The organism is Mesorhizobium sp. M0340, assembly GCF_040321535.1.
Taxonomy (GTDB): Bacteria; Pseudomonadota; Alphaproteobacteria; order Rhizobiales; family Rhizobiaceae; genus Mesorhizobium.
Genome location: NZ_JAMYRR010000023.1, coordinates 30,486 through 48,482, shown reverse-complemented (window position 1 = coordinate 48,482; position 17,997 = coordinate 30,486). Strand labels below are relative to the sequence as shown.

The window sequence follows — 17,997 nt, the reverse complement described above, 5'->3', positions numbered from 1 at the left end:
ATGTCGATGTTTGTCGGAAATTTGGCCGCAGCCGGCCACCTGGAAAAGCATTACTGAAGGCTCCGCAATCGAACCATCGCCTTCAATCCACCCATGACGGATCGTTCCAGCGCCAGAGAGCCTCCATACTCGTTGACAAGGTCGGCGACAATGGCAAGTCCGAGCCCGCTGCCCGGTTTTGTCTCGTCGAGACGCCGGCCGCGCTGCAATACCTCGCGCGCCTTGTCGTCGGGAATGCCGGGGCCGTCATCCTCGATGGCTATCTCGAACAGGTTGGCTGAGCCTTCCGTGCCAGCGACGAGCTTGACCGAAACGGCGACCGCGCTCCTTGCCCATTTCATCGCATTGTCGAGCAGATTGCCGAGCAACTCCTCCAGGTCCTCGCGTTCGCCGGCAAAGACGATGTCGGTGGCCGGCAATGACAGCGACAGCGCCGTCTGCGGGTTGAGCTTCTGCAGCACGCGCACCATGCGCTGGACCAGCGGTGTCACCGGCGTCCGGTAGACGACGCTGTCCCGCTGCGCGGCGACGCGGGCACGTTGCAGATAATGGTCCACTTGCTTCTGCATGGAAGCAGCCTGCTCGGCGATCAGCTGCCCCTTGGCGCCACCCAGCGCCCGCGCCTCGTTGAGCAGCACGGCAAGCGGCGTCTTCAGCGAGTGCGCCAGGTTGCCGACCTGCGTGCGCGACCGCTCGACGATACGCCTGTTGTTCTCGATCAGCGCATTGGTCTCGTTGGCGAGCGGCTCGATCTCGGCCGGGAAACGGCCGTCGAGGCGTTGCGCGGTTCCTTCGCGCACCATCGCAAGCGCATTCCTGACCCGGCGCAGCGGCTGCAAGCCGAGCAGGATCGCAATCGCGTTGATGGCGATCATGCCGACGCCGAACAGCGACAGATAGGTCAACAGGCGCCGCTGGAAGGTAGCGATTTCCTGCTCCAGCTCGGTCTGGTTGCCCATGACACGGAAGCGCGCGGCGCGGTTTTTCGCATCGAGGACGAACTCGCTCTCGAACACCTCCAACTGCTCGCCTTCGATGCCATCCGCTGAATAGCTGCGCTGGAAGCTGGCATTGAAGGGCACCTCGGCAACGCTTGGCGACGGGATCGCCTTGGTCATCGACGACGAATGGAGATCGCCGTGCACGCCTTCCGAGGCGGGCTCGACCGACCAGTACCAGCCGGAATTCGGCTCCGAGAACCTCAAATCACCAAGGTCGGGGGCGCCGGTCAATTGGCCGCTTTCGGAAACGCCGACCGAGCCGATCAGGTTGAACAGATGCGCCGAAAGCAGGCTGTCGAAACCGCGCTCGCTGGCCTGGCGATAAAGCGTGGTGATCAAGGTGAAGATGACGACCAGAGTGAGGATCGCCCAGACCGTGGAAAAAGCGATGACGCGAAACGCCAGCGAACGCGGCCATGACCGCAGCGACGGCGTGTTCGAGACGGCGGGTCTTGTAGGAAGCGGTTCCGCGTTACGCCTCCGGCTTACGCATGCGGTAGCCCATGCCGCGAACAGTTTCGATCATGTCGATGCCCATCTTCTTGCGAAGCCGTCCGACAAAGACCTCGATCGTGTTGGAATCGCGGTCGAAATCCTGATCATAGAGATGCTCGACCAGCTCGGTCCGGGACACCACCTCGCCCATATGATGCATGAGGTAGGCAAGCAACCGGAATTCGTGCGAGGTCAGCTTCAGCGGCACGCCGTCGACGTCGGCCTTGGAGGCCTTGGTGTCGAGGCGCAGCGGCCCGCAGGTCAGCTCGGACGAGGCATGCCCGGCAGCGCGCCGGATCAATGCGCGCACCCTGGCCAGGATTTCCTCGATGTGAAAAGGTTTGGTGACGTAGTCGTCGGCGCCGGCGTCGATGCCGGCAACCTTGTCGCTCCAGCGGTCGCGTGCCGTCAGGATCAGCACCGGCATCTTGCGGCCGCCGCGCCGCCAGCGCTCGACCACGCTGATGCCGTCCATCTGCGGCAGGCCGATATCGAGCACCACGGCATCATAGGGCTCGGTGTCGCCGAGAAAGTGCCCTTCCTCGCCATCGAAAGCGCGGTCGACGACATAGCCGGCATCGACCAGCGCGTCGCCGATCTGCCGGTTGAGATCCTTGTCATCTTCGACGACGAGTACGCGCATGCGGAAGGCCTGTTGAAGCTGTTCAGATATAGGCCGATTCCGGCAGACTGGGAAACGGCACGGTTCAGTTCAGCGGAACGACGATCTCCGAGCGGCGGGGACGCTGCCCGTCCTTGCCCGGAACGAGCACGACGATGACGCAGACCGGCTGGCCGCCGCGTGTCGACTGCGAGGCCTTGGCCAAGGTGCCGCCATTCTGCTCGGCCACCTGCTGGCCGATCGCGTAGCAGTCGGACGCGGCGAGGACGACCGGCTGGGGCTGCTCGGGGGTGACAGCGGGGATCGCCATCGCTTGCGACGCAAGCAGGCCGGCGGCTGAGAGCGCCAGTGCCGCGGTCCGGAAGTGGGAGCGAAGGGTTTTCATGGCCAGCGTTCTAACGCGCCGGTGCTGAACGTGATATGAACGGTGAACGCTCGAATGCATGCCCGCCACACCCCTGAAGCGCGAGATTATCGGATTGCCATTTCGCCGCCCGTCTCGCGAAATCGCCAAAGTTTAACCTAGCCCTGCAATCCTTCGCCGACAACCGGCATCATCTGGCGGGCAGGACCATTTGGGAGGACGAAGCATCCGGCCCAAGGCAACCGATAGCAGCTCAGGCGAACCGAACCTGAAACAAAAAAACCCGCCAAGCTGCGGGTCGTTGGAGCCAATTAGCACCATGCCTAAATTAGTAGCATAGCTGCCGGCACAAAGCAAGAACAAAGTTGCCCGATTCGCGAAAAGTGCCCGGTGGTCAGCCGCCTTCCTCGATTACGGCGCGGAAGCGCAGCAGCCCATGATGGGCCGAAAGGTCCTCGTCGTAGCGGGCTTCGGCGAATTCGAGCTTGAGGTGGGCGCGACGATGGTCGCCAAGCGAGAGCGCCGCATCTCGCAGGCGGGCGCTGACCAGGTCCATGATGTCGGTGGTTTCCTTGCTGGCCTCGGACTTCGACCAGACATGCAGCGTCAGCAACTGCTCGGCGTTGTTCTCCGTCCCTGTTGCCCAGTCGTAGACGCTGGTGCGGCCGACGGTCATGTGGGGAAATGCAACATTTTCCGGCGCACGGTCGAACAATCGTGCGTCGCCCAGTGCCGCCGATAAATCGGGATCGTCGTTCACTGCCTCGAATATGGCCTTCTGCAATTCGACGGCCGGGGCGGTCATTGTCTTTGCCCTCGCCCGTCGCGTCGACCTCCCGGCTGCGTAGCTGCGTTGCATGACGGCATCCCGGCAAAAGCGCGAATCAGCGCGTCTCATACGGATTATGAACCTTCATGACCTCGGGAATAAGCCCTGCTCCTGGAATGCGCGACGCCGCAGCCGTCCGCGTCACGGACCCGTGACCGGCTGAACGGTCGCGACGTCAAACGGCGAGCGAAGTCGGACGCCCTGAGAAAGCGTCTTGTGGACGGATCGCGACTAGCGAAAATCCGCCGCAGTCAGCACATATATGCTCCTGCGGGTGCGGGCATAGGCATTCCTGGCGACATCGTGGATCGAGTTGGAAGCCGTGTCGAAGGCTGCCAGGTAGGTAGCTTCTGAGGCCGCCGTTCCCGGCTGCATCTTGGAGATGGCATCGGTAGCGACAGAGAAGGAAATCTGGAACATGCCGTCATGGCCGACGAAGCGGATGCGTTTGCTTGCCTCGTCGTAGCTGCGGCTGGGATTGGGAAATGTCAGGCTCATGATTTCGCCTCCATCGATGCGGATACGGCCTTCTTGACTGCCCGTGCCCGCTTCTTCTTTGCGGCGACCGGATTCAGAGCTTCCGCCGCGCGGTCCGCCTCTTCCTTGGCCAGTCGCAATTCCCTCAGCCTTGCCGTTTTGATGCTCCTAGCCTTCGCCTCCGAGAGATATTCGGCAGTTGCTTTGTTCCGTTCCGCCGTCTTCTTCTGGTTTTCCATGAAGCGAGCCTGAGCTTTTTCCATGATGTTCTGATTGCCTTCGGCCATCGGTAAAATCTCCCTTGCAGCGAAAGTCATGGCTGTGAACTTCATCGTAAATAGGTGTTCAAAGACAGAAATTCAATTTCAATAATATTCGGCAAGTCCCGAACACAGGGGGATGGCCAGGCAAGATAATAAATTCAATATTTGATGTGCCCTATGAATATTTTTTGGCACTCCTATCAATCGAGTGCCAAGGCGCCTATAGAGAGGGGCGGCCGCCTAAGCCGGCCCCAGAAAGAGTCCCCATGAAATTCCGGCCACTCCACGATCGCGTCGTCATTCGGCGCGCCGAAAGCGACACCAAATCCAAGGGCGGCATCATCATCCCCGACAATGCCAAGGAAAAACCGCAGGAAGGCGAAGTGATCGCCGTCGGGCCGGGTGCGCGGGACGAAAGCGGCGCGTTGATCCCGCTCGACGTCAAGGCCGGCGACCTCATCCTGTTCGGCAAATGGTCCGGCACCGAGGTCAAGATAGACGGCGAGGACCTTCTGATCATGAAGGAGGCCGACATCATGGGCATCATCGACAAAAGCGAGATGGGCACCGTCGATAAGACCGTGGCTGCCAAGAAGGCCGCCTGATTGGAAGGCCGCGCGCGCTCCCGGGCGCGCAAGGACGCTCCGAGCTTTGATTCAGGCGCTGCAAGCGCCGTGCCACGACAACCGAACTGGAAAAGATCATGTCTGCCAAGGAAATCAAATTCTCCACCGACGCGCGTGACCGCATGCTGCGCGGCGTCGAAATCCTCAACAACGCCGTCAAGGTGACGCTCGGCCCCAAAGGCCGCAACGTCATCATCGACAAGGCCTACGGCGCGCCGCGCATCACCAAGGACGGGGTGGCCGTGGCAAAGGAAATCGAGCTTTCCGACAAGTTCGAAAACATGGGCGCACAGATGGTGCGCGAAGTGGCCTCGAAAACCAACGACCTCGCCGGCGACGGCACCACCACCGCCACGGTGCTTGCCGCTTCCATCCTGCGCGAGGGCGCCAAATTCGTTGCCGCCGGCATGAACCCGATGGACCTCAAGCGCGGCATCGACTTTGCCGTCAGCGCCGTCGTCCAGGAAATCCAGGCGCGCGCCAAGAAGGTCAAGTCCTCAGGCGAGATCGCGCAGGTCGGCACCATTGCCGCCAATGGCGACACCAGCGTCGGCGCCATGATCGCCAAGGCCATGGACAAGGTCGGCAATGACGGCGTCATCACCGTCGAGGAGGCCAAGACCGCCGAAACCGAACTAGACGTCGTCGAAGGCATGCAGTTCGACCGCGGCTATCTCTCGCCCTATTTCGTCACCAATGCCGAGAAGATGCGCGCCGAGCTGGAAGACCCTTACGTCCTCATCCACGAAAAGAAGCTCGGAAATCTGCAGGCACTGCTGCCCATCCTCGAAGCCGTGGTGCAAAGCGGCAGGCCGCTGTTGATCATCTCCGAGGACGTCGAGGGCGAAGCGCTGGCAACGCTGGTCGTCAACAAGCTGCGCGGCGGCCTCAAGGTCGCGGCCGTCAAGGCGCCTGGCTTCGGTGACCGCCGCAAGGCGATGCTGGAAGACGTCGCCGTGCTCACCGCCGGACAGATGATTTCCGAGGATCTCGGCATCAAGCTGGAGAACATCACCATAGAGATGCTCGGCCGCGCCAAGCGCGTGCTGATCGACAAGGACACCACCACGATCATCGACGGCGCCGGCGAGAAGACCACCATCCAGGCGCGCGTCCAGCAGATCAAGGGGCAGATCGAGGAAACCACGTCCGACTATGACAAGGAGAAGCTACAGGAACGTCTCGCCAAGCTGGCGGGCGGCGTTGCCGTCATCCGTGTCGGCGGCGCCACCGAATCCGAGGTCAAGGAAAAGAAGGACCGCATCGACGATGCGCTGAACGCCACGCGCGCGGCCGTTGAAGAAGGCATCGTTCCGGGCGGCGGTGTCGCGTTGCTGCGCGCCAAGGCTGTGCTGAACGGGATGACCGGAGCCAATGCCGATGTGACGGCGGGTATTTCGATCGTGTCGAGAGCGCTCGAAGCGCCGATCCGGCAGATCGCCGAAAATTCCGGCGTCGAAGGTTCGATCGTCGTCGGCAAGCTCGCCGACGGCAAGGATCACAATCAGGGCTTCGATGCCCAGAACGAGGTCTATGTCGACATGATCAAGGCCGGCATCGTCGACCCTGCGAAGGTGGTACGGACGGCGCTGCAGGACGCGGGCTCCATTGCGGCGCTTCTGATCACGGCGGAAGCCATGATCACCGACGTTCCGGCGAAGGAAGCCGCTGCTTCGCCCGGCGGCATGGGCTTTTGACCAGTCACTGCCGGAAACAAGCCTGAAAGACAGTCTCCGGGGTATCTTCCAGGCGCGCACCATCGGCAAGGAGATCGATCAATGATCGCATTCGTCCCGAAGCCAAATGCAGCGGCGAAAATCGAAGTGGCCGAGGAAAGCCGCTTCGATCGCATTCGCAGGCTTGCCGACAAGCACAGGAAAGCCAACGCCGGTATGATAGGCCGCGACCCGAAAAAGATCGCGGACAAGCGTCCCATGTGACGCTGCCAATCCTCAGCACCCACGCAAGCGCGGAACCTTCATCGCCCTTGTAGGCAGCACCAAAATGGACGAATAGTCTTGAAAGGCGCGCCGCCGTGAAATTGCCGGCATGCGGTTTCTCAGTTGGCGGCGTCGCCGCAGCCGGATCCTGGAATGGCCAGTCCTTTGGAACCACGCAAGAGAAGAGGTCCGATCGCCGCAAGGCTGCTGGCGGTGGATGCGTGGATCGATTCCTCTGTCTACGAAATCGGCTTCAGGGCGCGCCAGTTCTGGGAAGCGGCCACCATCTTCTCGCGGCGTTTCCGCGTCGGCGGCTGGCGCCGCGGCCTGATCGAACTGTTGAGTGAAGGCTTTACGCTCGGTGCCGGCGGCATCGTCGTCCTTTTGGCGCTGGCCTTGCCGGCCTTCCAGATAACCGCCGGCGACTGGCGCACGCAAGGCGACTTCGCCGTCACCTTCCTAGACCGCTACGGCAACGAGATCGGCCAGCGCGGCATTATCCAGCGCGATTCGGTGCCGGTCGACGAGATGCCCGACCATGTCATCAAGGCGGTGCTGGCCACCGAGGACCGCCGTTTCTTCGACCATTACGGCATCGATGTGCTCGGCCTGTCGCGGGCGATATTCGAGAATGTGCGGGCCAATTCCGTCGTCCAGGGCGGCTCGAGCATCACCCAGCAGCTGGCCAAGAACCTCTTCCTGACCAACGAACGGACCTTCGAGCGCAAGATCAAGGAAGCCTTCCTGTCGCTGTGGCTCGAAGCCAATCTGTCGAAGAAGGAAATCCTGCAGCTTTACCTCGACCGCGCCTACATGGGCGGCGGCACTTTCGGCATCGAGGCGGCAGCCGATTTCTATTTCGGCAAGAGCGTCAAGGACCTGAACCTTGCCGAGGCGGCGATGCTGGCCGGCCTGTTCAAGGCGCCGACCAAATACGCGCCGCACATAAACCTGCCCGCCGCCCGGGCGCGGGCCAATGTGGTACTGTCCAATCTGGTCGATTCCGGCTTCATGACCGAAGGCCAGGTGCTGCAGGCAAGATTACACCCGGCCGAAATCGTCGACCGCGGCGAGCAGAAGAGCCCCGATTATTACCTCGACTGGGCCTTCGACGAGGTCAAGAAGATCGCCGCCAAAGGCGGCCCGCACTCGCTTGTCGCCCACACCACCTTCGACGCCAATATCCAGAAGGCGGCCGAAGAATCGATGGAGTTCCACCTCCGCCAGTTCGGCAAGGAATACAACGTCACCGAGGGCGCCATCGTCGTCATCGAGACCAACGGCGCCGTCCGGGCGATCGTCGGCGGCCGCGACTACGGCGCCAGCCAGTTCAACCGCGCCACCAAGGCACTTCGCCAGACCGGCTCCTCGTTCAAGCCCTATGTCTATGCGACGGCGATGGAGCATGGCTTCACGCCGGATTCGGTGGTGTCCGGCGGACCCATCTCCTGGGGCAGCTGGTCGCCCCACAATTACAATGGCGGGTCGGCCGGCAAGGTGACGCTGATCACGGCGATGGCCAAATCGATCAACACCGTGCCGGTGCGGCTGGCCAAGGATTATCTCGGCATCAAGCCGATCAAGGCGATGGCGGAAGCCATGGGCGTCGAGTCGCCGCTGGAATCGCACAAGACCATGGTGCTCGGTACATCGGGCATGACTGTGATGGACCAGGCGACGGGCTACAGCGTGTTCGCCCAGAACGGCTTTGCCGGAACCCGGCACGGCATAAGCCAACTCTTCAACCGTACCGGCGAAGTGGTCTACGACTTCGCCAAGGACGCGCCGCCGCCGCACCGGGTGCTGTCGGAGCAGGCGCTCAAATACATGAACACCATGCTGGCGGCGGTGCCGGTGATCGGCACGGCCCGGCGCGCGGCCCTTCCAAACATCGTTGTCGCCGGCAAGACCGGCACGACGCAGTCCTACCGCGATGCCTGGTTCGTCGGCTTTACCGGCAACTACACAGCCGCCGTCTGGCTCGGCAACGATGACTTCACCGCGACCAACAAGATGACCGGCGGCACGCTGCCGGCAATGGTGTGGCAGCGGCTGATGCTCTATGCGCACCAGAATATCGACCTGAAACCGATCCCCGGTATCGATCACCCCTTCGTCGATGCCGAAATCGCCGCCAAGGCCGAGGAAGCGGAAAAGAAGAACGCCGAACAGGCAGCAGCCGATGCCGCCGCCGAGCGTCCGCCGGTGCTGTCCAGCCGGACCACCCGGACCCTGAAAGAACTGACCAGGCTTTTCCAGGCGGCACCCGTGCTCGACGCGCCCGCTGCACCGGAGACCCTGTCGGCGCTGTGACGGCCAATTCTGTGGGGCCGCTTGCCATAAGCCCCTGCGCCGAGATATCCCCGGCGGCAATCTTTCTGTCCTCGGCCTTCGGTTCTCCCGGCTCGTCATGCTCAAGAACGCCTTCCTGACGCTGCTTTCGCTTGCCATCGCCATCGGTGGCGGTGGCGCCAGCGTCTGGTACGCGCTGAAGCTGCAGGATGGCGTCGGCGCCATCAGGATCGGCCAATGGACCGCCTTCCCGGATATCGGCACGCCGACGGCGGATCCCTATTCCAAGGCCCGCGTGGCTCGCGAAGGCGTGCTGGCGCTCGGACAGGCGGAAGGACTGTCCTTCATAGCCGAACGCGATTCCGGCGGCGAACAGCTCAACCGGCAATGCGCCTACAAGATTGCGGGCGGTTTTCCCACCGCCCGGTTCTGGACGCTTTATGCCGCCGACCAGTCGCTTGGGGTGGTCGAGACCGGCACGCCGAGGCCGGCTGCGCTGCAGTCCTATCAAGTGCTGCGCCAGGCCGACAATTCGGTGGTCATTTCCGTTGGCAGCCGCCCTGCGCCCGGCAACTGGCTACTGACCAGCGGCGCCGGCAAGATGTACTTGGTGCTCACGTTCTACGACACACCGATCGCCAGCAGCACCGGTCTGTCGGACGTCACGCTGCCGCAGATCCAGAAGGTCGGCTGCAATGCGTAGCCTGCTGCATGCCGTGCTGCTCGGCCTGCTCGGCGCCGGCATCGTGCACATCGTCGTGCTGCTGCTCGTCCCCGAGTTCTCCGAACGCGACGCCTGGTCGCGATTGGCCATGGCTTCGGATCTCTACAAGATGACCAGGCTCGACGCGGAAGCCGGCGGCGCGCCGGTGGTGAAATCGGTCGATCCGCTGTTTTATGCGGCGGCTTGCCGCTTCGACCTTGCCGAGGGGATGGTGCGGGTCAAGGCGCCGGGCAAGGTGCCGTTCTGGTCGATATCGGTCTACGACCGCGGCGGCCACAACATCTACTCGTTCAACGACCACAGTGCGACCGCAGGCGTGCTCGACACCGTTGTGCTGACGCCGGCCCAGATGATCGAAGTCCGCAAGGACCTTCCCGAGGAACTGCAAGGAGCCATCTTCGTCGAGGCGCCGATAGAGGAAGGCGTGTTCGTCATCCGTTCGTTCGTGCCCGACGACAGTTGGAAGCCGATCGTCTCGCGGTTTCTCGAACAGAGTTCCTGCGAACTGCAGGATTTTTAGGCCGGTTCCGATGCTCAGTGGTGCGGTACCGGCAATGTTCCCGACGGTCCCGGCTTGTCGGGGCCGGTCGGCCGCGTTTCGCCCGTCAGCGGCCGCTGCTCGTAGCGCACCCCGGGAAATATGATCACTGCCGCCGGCGCGGCTTGTTGTGCTCGATTGGTTGCCGCCGTTCGCGGCACGAAAGACAGTACCATGCCCATGGTTCGCGTATTCCTCTCGGTTGCCCCGGAGCACAACGCAACGCCTCCATAGTCGATTAAGAAGGCAGTAGGTTAACGGAGCGCTAACGGATCGCCGCTAAATTGATCTTTGTTCTTGGGAAACGCGAAACCGGTACAGCCCGGCAGAGCGCCCTCCAGATCGTGTCGAGTGTCGGGCGTATCCTCCGTGTCAGCTTCGGATTTCAGGCAAATCGCAGCAGGAGCTGAATCGGGAAAGGCCGAAAGGCTGTTTCGCGCCGCGGTATCGGCATTCTGCTCGCTCACCCGCCCGTCGCGCCGGGAGATCGCGCAGCTCGAAGACCTGACGCTGCCGCTTTTCGAGAATGTCTCGGTCGAATCGCGCCGCTACGTCGCGGCAGCCCTTTCCGAATGCGAATATGCACCCGCCGCGCTGGTGCGGCGGCTTTGCCAGGAGCGGGTCGACATCGCCGCTCCGCTACTCATCCGCTCGCGTGCCCTCAGCGACGTCGACCTGATCGCGCTGATTGGGCGTCACGGCCTGCCGCATGCCCGTGCCATTGCCCGCCGCAAGGATCTCAACCAAACCATCGCCGATCTCATCAAAGTGCTTGAAAGGCCGACGCTGGTGCGGTCGCAGCAGCAGCCGGAAGCAACCGCCAAAGCCGCGTCCGAAAACGCGGAAATGGTCGCGAGCGACGCAAACAGACAAGAGGCGGCCGACGCCGCCGAAACTGTACGCCGCCGGTTGCGATCCATGATGCGCGCCGAGCGCGGCACCGCCATCAGACCGTTCGTCGAGCCACAAACCTACGTCAAGCTGCGCGAAACCGCGCTGACCGGCAATGCGGCATTCTTTCAGACAGCGCTCGCCGATGCGCTCGAAGTCGATTTTTCAACGGCGCGGACGCTCACCGCGACCCAAAATTACACACCGCTACTTTTCGCCTTGCGCGCGCTCGACCTCAGCGAAGACAAGGCGTTCCTGATCACGGCTGCCATCTATCCGACCGAGTTTCCGCACCCGCAGGCGATCCGCATCTTCCTCGACCGCTACCGCCTGCTGCACCGCGACGCTGCGTTGGACAGGCTCCGCGGCTGGAAGGCCGACACCGTGTCGAAAATCGTTCGCAAGCCCGGGCGCGTCGCGGCAAATGCCGACCTGCGCAAGCCGAACAGCGCCGATGTAACCGCCACCCCAAAGGCGCTTCGCATCTGAAGGCTTGCCGTTACGACGCCTTGACCGAGATAAGCTCCTCGACGGGAACGGCGCCCGCCTCGATCTCGATCACCCAGATATCCGGATCGAATTTCTTCTCGCGCTCCAGCCGCGCGTCGAAAATGGCGACATCGTCGCCTTCGCCAAGCAGACTGAAAAAACGGTCGTCCGGCTTGGCCGAATCGTAGCTCGTCTGCGGCGCCGGCCCGAACAGCGCCATCTCTCCTAGCCGGCCACGCGCCAACACGAAAACTGCGCCGGCTTCCGTGGCGCCGCGCTTGACCACGGCGGCAAAGCCGCCGGCGCTAAAAACCCGGCGCAACAGGGCCGACACCCACAGATCGGTGGTTACCCGCATGGCGGGACCCTGTACGATTTCGGGTTTGTGGTGTCGAGATTCTCACTTATTCGCGAGCAACGGTTGGCCATCAAAGCAAGTCCCGGAATGCGACGATTTACCAACAAAGTCTAACAAAACTTGTTGGCCTCTGTGAAAAATGCTATAGTGCCCGGTATGAAAGCCCAGCCCATGCGCACTCTTACTGTGTCGCTTACCCCCAAGCAGGCCGCCCGTCTACAAGACGCCGTGAACAGCGGAGACTATGCTTCCAACAGTGAAATCGTCAGGGAAGCACTACGTCTATGGGAGCAGCGCGAGGAATTCCGCACTCTTGAACTGGAACGCCTCAAAAGGGCCTATGACGAAGGAATGGCAAGTGGCGAAGGTCAACACGTAAATCGTACGGCTTTCTTACGCGCTCTGAAGGCCGAACGCGCAGTCCGTGGCTGAATACCGGCTCACCCCGCGAGCTTCTCAGGATTTGCGAGATATTTGGCATCACATTGCCGTCGATAACGAGAAGGCGGCTGACAAGCTGATCGGACGCATTTTCGACAGGCTGGAATTGGCTTGCGAGCACGCCAAAATGGGCGCAGCTCGACCGGAATTGAGCGCCACCGCCCGCATTCTGGTCGAGGGGCGCTACATCGTGATTTACGAGCCCATGCCCTACGGCGTGTTAGCCGTGGCGATAGTCCATGGAATGCGTGACCCGGAGCAATGGCTTAAATAGGCCGGGAGACTAGGTTTCGGCCCTCAGTTGGTCAGGCCGATCTCGCGCATCTTGACGTAGACGATCTCGTCTGGCTCGCCGGTCTCCGGCAAGCCGAACAGCGCCTGGAATTCCTTGATCGCGGCCTTGGTGCGCGCGCCTACGACGCCATCCAATTGCATGTCCTCATTGCCGAACGCTTTCAGTCCGGCCTGGATCTTGACGATGCGGGGATCCGGCGTTTGCGCCGCTGCATTTGCTGGTGCGGATACCGGAATGGCGGCCGGAGCAGCGGCCGTTTCGACCGGCCGCGGCACGGGATGCGGAACCACGGCCGCGGTCTTTGGCGTGGCGCCCAGTTGATCCAGCAGGACGCCGTCGATCTCGCCGGAGGCATTCAATCCGACTTTCTGCTGATAGGCCTGGATGGCCTTGCGCGTATTCGGTCCGGGAATACCGTCGATGGTGCCGGAATAGAAATCGAGATCCTTCAAGATGCCCTGGACCTGCTCGACGACCGGGTCGCTCTTGATCGGCGTAGCGGCCGGACGCACGATATTGATGGTGGTTTCGGGCTCATCGCTATCCGCCCGCGGAAAGCGTTCGATGCTTCTGGTAGCGAAAAACGCTCCGGCATGCGGAAAGGGCTGGTACCAAAGCGCGTTCGCCGAGACGTAGAACAGCGTCACCAGGAACGCGGTGGAGCCGCCGACCACAACAGGATTGCGCGAGATCAGGCTGCCCAGCGCCATCGCTCCGTGCTCGAAGGCATTGCCGCGGCGTTTGACCGCCTTAGGCTGTTTTGCGGAGCGACCCATTGCTCTCCCCTTTGCCACCGTCCGCCTTGGCTTTGACCGCGGACATCGGCACCACGCCGGTCTTCTCCGCCGAGCGGCCCGTCGGGCCGCTCACGGGAAGGCTGATCGTCACCGTGGTGCCCTCGCCCGGCATGCTTTCGATCGACATTGTGCCCTCGTGCAGCGCCACCAGCCCCTTCACCAGCGAAAGCCCGAGCCCTGTGCCTTCGAAACGGCGGGTATAGTCGTTCTGGATCTGCATGAACGGCTTGCCGAGATTGACAAAGTCTTCCTCGGCGATGCCGATGCCGGTGTCCCGGACCCAGAAATGCAGCCGCGAGCCGATGCGCTTGGCGCCGATGACGACATTGCCGCCTTCGGGCGTGAACTTGATCGCGTTAGAGACGAGATTGATCAGGATCTGCTGCACGGCGCGACGGTCGGCATTTATTTCGCCTGCGTCCGGCGCGATCTGGGCCTGCAGATCGATGGCCTTTGCCTCGGCTTGCAGGCGCATCATCGACTGGCACATCTCGACCGCTTCGCGGAAGCGGAACGGTTCCGGTTCGGTCGCGTAGGCGCCCGATTCGATCCGCGATACGTCGAGTATCGAGGTGACGACGGCAAGCAAGTGCTGGCCCGAATCCCTGACCAAGCCGACATATTCCTTCTGGCGCGGATCCTTGAAGCTGCCGAACATCTCGTGCAGCAGCATGTCGGAAAAGCCAATGATGGCATTGAGCGGGGTGCGCAACTCATGGCTGACGACGGCAAGGAAGCGTCCTTTCGCCACCTCGGCCGAAGCAGCCGCCTCGTTGGCAGCGGCAAGCTCCTGGCGCAGTCCGGCCACTTCATCGTTTTCGCGCAGAAGAAGCGTGAAGACAGTCCCCTGCCCAGGCGCGCGCATCATCTCGAGCGAGAACGGCCGGTAATTGTCGGCTGTCACGCCGCTGCTCTGCGGCAGCCGGACGCGAAGGTCGAGCCGGCGCGACAGGGCGCCATCGCGCATATCGGCCAGCGCACTGAGATACGGGACGCGGTCGGACAGATGGATGCGATCGAAAAGTCCGGTGCCGAAAAGCAGCTCCGGTGGCAGCCTCAGTATCGTGCGTGCCTTAGCCGAGGCGTCCAGAACCTCGCCATGGGCAGCGATTCGCAGCACGACGGCGTCGATCAGGTCTTCGAGCCGGTGGCTGCCGGCCGGATCGAGCTGAGCGCTGGCGGTGGCACGAAGCGAAGCGACACGCGGAATGAGCGTGAGCGCCCAGGCCAACGGCACCAGCCAGTGCCATGCGGCGATTTCGGTCTGGCCGAGCGGCAAGACGGAACCGGCTAAAGGCTGCAGCAAGACTGCGACAAGGGCCGAGATGGCGCCCCAGATCACGGCACGCCGCGACTGGCCGATCCACCAGGCTTCAAACGGCAGCGCCACCGCGAGCAAGGCAACCGGCGAGGCCACACCGCCGGCGGCAGCGATAAGGGCACCCAGGGCAACACTGCCGACGACCAAGGCGAGTTGGCCGGCCAGGGTCATCTTGCCCGATGCAGCCACCAGCAGGGCGGCGAACCAGCAAAGGCCGAACGCCGCAAAGATCGCAGCCACAGTCACGGCCGCGCCCATGCCCGACGTGACCAGCGTCACCGCTGCACCCGCGCTGAAGAAGGGAGCCGCCAGCATGACGCCAATGAACCGGCTCTCACGGCGGCGGTCGTCCTGGCCGAGGACGGACGGATGAACCATCCGTTCGCAACCGGCGGCTATCGCGCCCGGCAACTCGGCGTATCTGGCCTTGATCGCACTCAACTCAACGCACCCGGTCGTGAACGGCCCTGCTTGGCAGGCGGCTTTTGTCGATCCGAAACTCGCATCCAGCGTTTAAGGAATGGATAAGGCTGGGCCGATCGTCCCCCGGCAGGCAGCAAATATCGGGATCCCGGTGGGGAAAAACGGGGGCACTTGCCGCCATAGTAAACGGAGCGTTATCCGGACCACCCGCGCCTAAGCTTGCGGCCAATCGCACCAAACTGTCACCAATGCAAAAAATAACGAGGAGAAACAACAGGTTGGATGGTTACCATTTGCTGAATGAAATATGACCCATTCGAGGCAAGTGAACTTCAAAGCGCTTCGTTTCGAATCTGCCTAAAATTTGAGGAAAACTGTTGCTTTCGGGACAAGCCGTCCTTTGCGCCTCCGTGCCAGTATCGCGGTACAAGGGTCGTGTGGTTCGGAGGCATGACCGTCATAAAGGACAGACAGATGGGCTTTCTGATAAGAGCTGCTTTCTGGTTTTCCCTGGTGCTTCTGGCGCTGCCGCTGGGTGTCGGCGCCGATGATGCGGGCCGCGAAAGCGTCGGGCCGCTCCAGGCGCTGTTTGCGGCACGCGAAGCCGTCGGCGACATCGCCGGCATCTGCGAGCGCAAGCCGGACGTGTGCGAGACCGGTAAATCGGCAATGCACACCATCACCGCCCGGGCCAGGGAAACCGCCAAGATCGCGGCCGCCATGCTGGACGACAAGACCCCTGAACCAGATGCGGTGACGACCACCGGCAGCGTGCCCGAGGAAATCGTCTTGCCCGCGAAAGTCGATCTGCCGGCGAAACTGCACTTGCCGGCGAAGAACTGAGACGGTTTCGGCCGAATTCGTCGCCAGACCGCAAGGCTCCCCGCTCTCGGCGCCTGCGGCGTTTCTCCTCTTTTTCCGTGACGTGGCAGCGCCGGATGACTATATCCGGGGTGATGACTACGACGATCCAGACCATCCGCGACGACTTTTCCCTGCTCGACGAGTGGGAAGACCGCTATCGCTATGTGATTGAACTGGGTGAAGCGCTGCCGCCGTTTCCCGACGAGCAACGCATACCGGCCAACAAGGTGCCCGGCTGCGTCAGCCAGGTCTGGTTGACCACCGAACAGGGCGGTGGTCCCGACCCCGTTATCACCTTCAAGGGCGATTCCGACGCCCATATCGTGCGCGGTCTGGTCGCCATCATGCTGGCGCTGTTTTCGGGACGGCCGGCCAGCGAAATCCAGAGGACCGACGCGGAGGCCACATTGAAGGCGCTCGGACTTGACGAGCACCTGTCGCCGCAGCGCGCCAATGGTCTTCGCTCGATGGTCAAGCGCATCAAGCGTGACGCCGAAGCAGCGCTGAAGCAGACCGCCTGACCGGACGGCAGTTGCCGGCAGCATGGCGGGTTCGACCTTTGACCGGATAATACAAAACGGCGCCCGCAGGCGCCGTTTGAGTGTCAAACCCGAAGAGCCGGTTATCAGCGTCCCTTGCGCTTGCGGCCGAGACCCATCTTCTTGGCGAGCTGCGAACGGGCGGCCGCATAATTGGGCGCAACCATCGGATAGCTCGGGTCCAGGTTCCACTTTTCGCGATACTGGTCGGGCGTGAGATCATAGTGGGTCATCAAGTGACGCTTGAGCGACTTGAACTTCTTGCCGTCTTCGAGACAGATGATGTAGTCGTCATGCACCGAACGCTTCGGATTTACCGCCGGCTTCTGCTTGTCGGCAGGCGGCTGCTCGGCGGCCCCGCCGACGCGCCCCAAAGCGGCATGGACATCGGCAATGAGGTTCGGCAATTCGCCGACCGGCACGGGATTGTTGCTGACATAGGCGGCCACCACGTCGGCGGTAAGCTCGATCAGCGCGTCACTGTTTCTGGAAGGTGTTTCGGTAATATCCATGGCGTTCAGGCCCCAACGAGAATTGTTTCTGTTTGCGCCCGTTTCGATAGTTGGGCATCGCGCGAACTTGTGCAGGAAAAAGCCTCCGCGATTCGCGTCGCGGCACCTTAATGGGCCTTGGCGTCAAGTAAGTCAATTCGCTTCTTGCGCTCTATTCAGCGATGCAAGTCAAATCTTTCATAGTCAGCTTCACTCTTTCGTGCAGAGTGTAAACTTGCCGTATTTTCTGGTCAGACCAGCATCGACTGACGCGGCGGCAAGCAGCCATTACACAGACTGCAGCAGGTAAATAGAGCTCAATGCTTGATCCAGCCGGCAGCATTACAGCCTGGCCAATCGGCGGATTCAGTAAAATCATAGGTTGCGAAGCATTACTGTTGCTCGTGAGCCGTCGGCCGGAGCGGCGTGCCGCGTCACTAGAACGGAGTGATGTATTTTCCGTAGACCCAGCCGGTGACGAACTGGCCGTTCCGTGCCGGATCATGCCAGACTTGGCACCAGTGATTGCGGATCTTCTGTTTCTGCTGCCAGTACGAATGGTTGGCGAGATCGAGCAGATTTATCCCACCGGTGCATTTGCCGGTCATCTGCAGAACCGTCCCGTTGGGATAGGCGGCCTGCTTCTGCGAAGTTCCCGAAGGATATTTGCGCACATTGAGTGTGTCGCCGAACGGCACATTGGCCACTTGCCAAGCCGCAAAGGCAGTTGCATGAGAATGACCGGCATTGGCCAGGGTCGTCGCAGCGAAGGCGAGGGCCGCGACAGTCCGAGAAAAAATGTTCATTGTCCTCTCCTCCAGCCCGTCCCCTCGAGCCACCACGACAATAGATCATAGCCGTTGAACCCGCGCTGATCGGCGTGTTCATTCGCTATTCAAGTAACTTCCACAGCGAGA

Annotated in this window: 23 protein-coding genes; 11 read left to right on the top strand and 12 right to left on the bottom strand. The window is 62.0% G+C overall.

Annotated elements, in window-relative coordinates; genetic code table 11:
- Positions 1 to 50: 50 nt before the first annotated feature.
- The 6 genes from NKI79_RS26250 to NKI79_RS26225 form a co-directional block, all read right to left on the bottom strand.
- Positions 51 to 1,391, bottom strand: coding sequence for an ATP-binding protein (locus NKI79_RS26250; protein ID WP_502894334.1), 1,341 nt, complete (start codon positions 1,389 to 1,391; stop codon positions 51 to 53).
- Between the two features lie 82 nt (positions 1,392 to 1,473).
- A complete protein-coding gene (locus NKI79_RS26245; protein ID WP_023718390.1) occupies positions 1,474 to 2,139 on the bottom strand; it encodes a response regulator transcription factor in 666 nt (221 codons plus the stop codon).
- A 64-nt stretch (positions 2,140 to 2,203) separates the two neighbouring features.
- Complete coding sequence (locus NKI79_RS26240; RefSeq protein WP_352479531.1) at positions 2,204 to 2,503, bottom strand: hypothetical protein; 300 nt, start codon at positions 2,501 to 2,503, stop codon at positions 2,204 to 2,206.
- A gap of 373 nt (positions 2,504 to 2,876) precedes the next feature.
- Complete coding sequence (locus NKI79_RS26235; RefSeq protein ID WP_352802349.1) at positions 2,877 to 3,287, bottom strand: DUF3168 domain-containing protein; 411 nt, start codon at positions 3,285 to 3,287, stop codon at positions 2,877 to 2,879.
- A gap of 255 nt (positions 3,288 to 3,542) precedes the next feature.
- Positions 3,543 to 3,809: a DUF1488 family protein gene (locus NKI79_RS26230; protein ID WP_254819951.1), complete on the bottom strand. Its 267-nt coding sequence runs from the start codon at positions 3,807 to 3,809 to the stop codon at positions 3,543 to 3,545.
- Complete coding sequence (locus tag NKI79_RS26225; RefSeq protein WP_352479529.1) at positions 3,806 to 4,075, bottom strand: hypothetical protein; 270 nt, start codon at positions 4,073 to 4,075, stop codon at positions 3,806 to 3,808. Before NKI79_RS26225 ends, NKI79_RS26230 begins: the two co-directional genes overlap by 4 nt.
- Before the next feature lie 242 nt (positions 4,076 to 4,317).
- Here NKI79_RS26225 and NKI79_RS26220 point away from each other — a divergent pair, with 242 nt between their 5' ends.
- From NKI79_RS26220 to NKI79_RS26195, 6 genes are all read left to right on the top strand, one after another.
- On the top strand, positions 4,318 to 4,656 hold the full coding sequence (locus tag NKI79_RS26220) for a co-chaperone GroES (RefSeq protein ID WP_352479528.1): 339 nt from the start codon (positions 4,318 to 4,320) through the stop codon (positions 4,654 to 4,656).
- Between the two features lie 98 nt (positions 4,657 to 4,754).
- Positions 4,755 to 6,374 carry a chaperonin GroEL gene (groL, locus tag NKI79_RS26215; RefSeq protein WP_352805655.1) on the top strand — a complete coding sequence of 540 codons (1,620 nt, stop codon included), beginning with the start codon at positions 4,755 to 4,757 and terminating at the stop codon, positions 6,372 to 6,374.
- Positions 6,375 to 6,455: 81 nt separating this feature from the next.
- Positions 6,456 to 6,617 carry a hypothetical protein gene (locus NKI79_RS26210; protein WP_352479526.1) on the top strand — a complete coding sequence of 54 codons (162 nt, stop codon included), beginning with the start codon at positions 6,456 to 6,458 and terminating at the stop codon, positions 6,615 to 6,617.
- A gap of 153 nt (positions 6,618 to 6,770) precedes the next feature.
- Entirely contained in the window at positions 6,771 to 8,930 is a 2,160-nt protein-coding gene (locus NKI79_RS26205) for a transglycosylase domain-containing protein (protein ID WP_352802346.1), read from the top strand.
- 97 nt (positions 8,931 to 9,027) lie between these two features.
- Positions 9,028 to 9,612: a DUF1214 domain-containing protein gene (locus NKI79_RS26200; protein WP_352802344.1), complete on the top strand. Its 585-nt coding sequence runs from the start codon at positions 9,028 to 9,030 to the stop codon at positions 9,610 to 9,612.
- A complete protein-coding gene (locus NKI79_RS26195; RefSeq protein ID WP_254819944.1) occupies positions 9,605 to 10,153 on the top strand; it encodes a DUF1254 domain-containing protein in 549 nt (182 codons plus the stop codon). The genes NKI79_RS26200 and NKI79_RS26195 overlap by 8 nt, the downstream gene beginning before the upstream one ends.
- Positions 10,154 to 10,167: 14 nt before the next feature.
- Here the strand turns inward: NKI79_RS26195 and NKI79_RS26190 are convergent, their stop codons facing one another.
- Positions 10,168 to 10,353, bottom strand: coding sequence for a hypothetical protein (locus NKI79_RS26190; protein ID WP_352647215.1), 186 nt, complete (start codon positions 10,351 to 10,353; stop codon positions 10,168 to 10,170).
- Positions 10,354 to 10,540: 187 nt separating this feature from the next.
- Between NKI79_RS26190 and NKI79_RS26185 the strand changes: the two genes are divergently transcribed.
- Positions 10,541 to 11,551: a DUF2336 domain-containing protein gene (locus NKI79_RS26185; protein ID WP_352802342.1), complete on the top strand. Its 1,011-nt coding sequence runs from the start codon at positions 10,541 to 10,543 to the stop codon at positions 11,549 to 11,551.
- A 10-nt stretch (positions 11,552 to 11,561) separates the two neighbouring features.
- On the opposite strand, the gene NKI79_RS26180 is transcribed toward NKI79_RS26185, so the two are convergent.
- Positions 11,562 to 11,909 (bottom strand): DUF1491 family protein, encoded by a 348-nt coding sequence (locus NKI79_RS26180; protein ID WP_352802340.1) that lies wholly within the window; start codon positions 11,907 to 11,909, stop codon positions 11,562 to 11,564.
- A gap of 156 nt (positions 11,910 to 12,065) precedes the next feature.
- On the opposite strand from NKI79_RS26180, the gene NKI79_RS26175 reads away from it, so the two are divergent.
- Together NKI79_RS26175 and NKI79_RS26170 are read left to right on the top strand one after the other, a co-directional pair.
- Positions 12,066 to 12,341 (top strand): type II toxin-antitoxin system ParD family antitoxin, encoded by a 276-nt coding sequence (locus NKI79_RS26175; protein WP_502895544.1) that lies wholly within the window; start codon positions 12,066 to 12,068, stop codon positions 12,339 to 12,341.
- Complete coding sequence (locus tag NKI79_RS26170; protein ID WP_254819939.1) at positions 12,334 to 12,624, top strand: type II toxin-antitoxin system RelE/ParE family toxin; 291 nt, start codon at positions 12,334 to 12,336, stop codon at positions 12,622 to 12,624. Before NKI79_RS26175 ends, NKI79_RS26170 begins: the two co-directional genes overlap by 8 nt.
- Positions 12,625 to 12,647: 23 nt before the next feature.
- Here the strand turns inward: NKI79_RS26170 and NKI79_RS26165 are convergent, their stop codons facing one another.
- Together NKI79_RS26165 and NKI79_RS26160 are read right to left on the bottom strand one after the other, a co-directional pair.
- Entirely contained in the window at positions 12,648 to 13,421 is a 774-nt protein-coding gene (locus NKI79_RS26165) for a peptidoglycan-binding domain-containing protein (protein ID WP_254819938.1), read from the bottom strand.
- On the bottom strand, positions 13,396 to 15,141 hold the full coding sequence (locus NKI79_RS26160; RefSeq protein ID WP_352802734.1) for an ATP-binding protein: 1,746 nt from the start codon (positions 15,139 to 15,141) through the stop codon (positions 13,396 to 13,398). The genes NKI79_RS26165 and NKI79_RS26160 overlap by 26 nt, the downstream gene beginning before the upstream one ends.
- Positions 15,142 to 15,660: 519 nt before the next feature.
- Between NKI79_RS26160 and NKI79_RS26155 the strand changes: the two genes are divergently transcribed.
- Together NKI79_RS26155 and NKI79_RS26150 are read left to right on the top strand one after the other, a co-directional pair.
- Positions 15,661 to 16,029 (top strand): DUF5330 domain-containing protein, encoded by a 369-nt coding sequence (locus NKI79_RS26155; protein ID WP_352802337.1) that lies wholly within the window; start codon positions 15,661 to 15,663, stop codon positions 16,027 to 16,029.
- A gap of 113 nt (positions 16,030 to 16,142) precedes the next feature.
- On the top strand, positions 16,143 to 16,571 hold the full coding sequence (locus NKI79_RS26150; protein WP_352479545.1) for a SufE family protein: 429 nt from the start codon (positions 16,143 to 16,145) through the stop codon (positions 16,569 to 16,571).
- 104 nt (positions 16,572 to 16,675) lie between these two features.
- Here the strand turns inward: NKI79_RS26150 and NKI79_RS26145 are convergent, their stop codons facing one another.
- Both NKI79_RS26145 and NKI79_RS26140 read right to left on the bottom strand, forming a co-directional pair.
- Positions 16,676 to 17,101 (bottom strand): Ros/MucR family transcriptional regulator, encoded by a 426-nt coding sequence (locus NKI79_RS26145; protein WP_023677844.1) that lies wholly within the window; start codon positions 17,099 to 17,101, stop codon positions 16,676 to 16,678.
- A 416-nt stretch (positions 17,102 to 17,517) separates the two neighbouring features.
- The gene (locus NKI79_RS26140) at positions 17,518 to 17,886 is read right to left on the bottom strand and encodes an SH3 domain-containing protein (RefSeq protein WP_352805649.1); all 369 of its coding nucleotides are present in this window, start codon (positions 17,884 to 17,886) and stop codon (positions 17,518 to 17,520) included.
- Between the last annotated feature and the right edge of the window lie 111 nt (positions 17,887 to 17,997).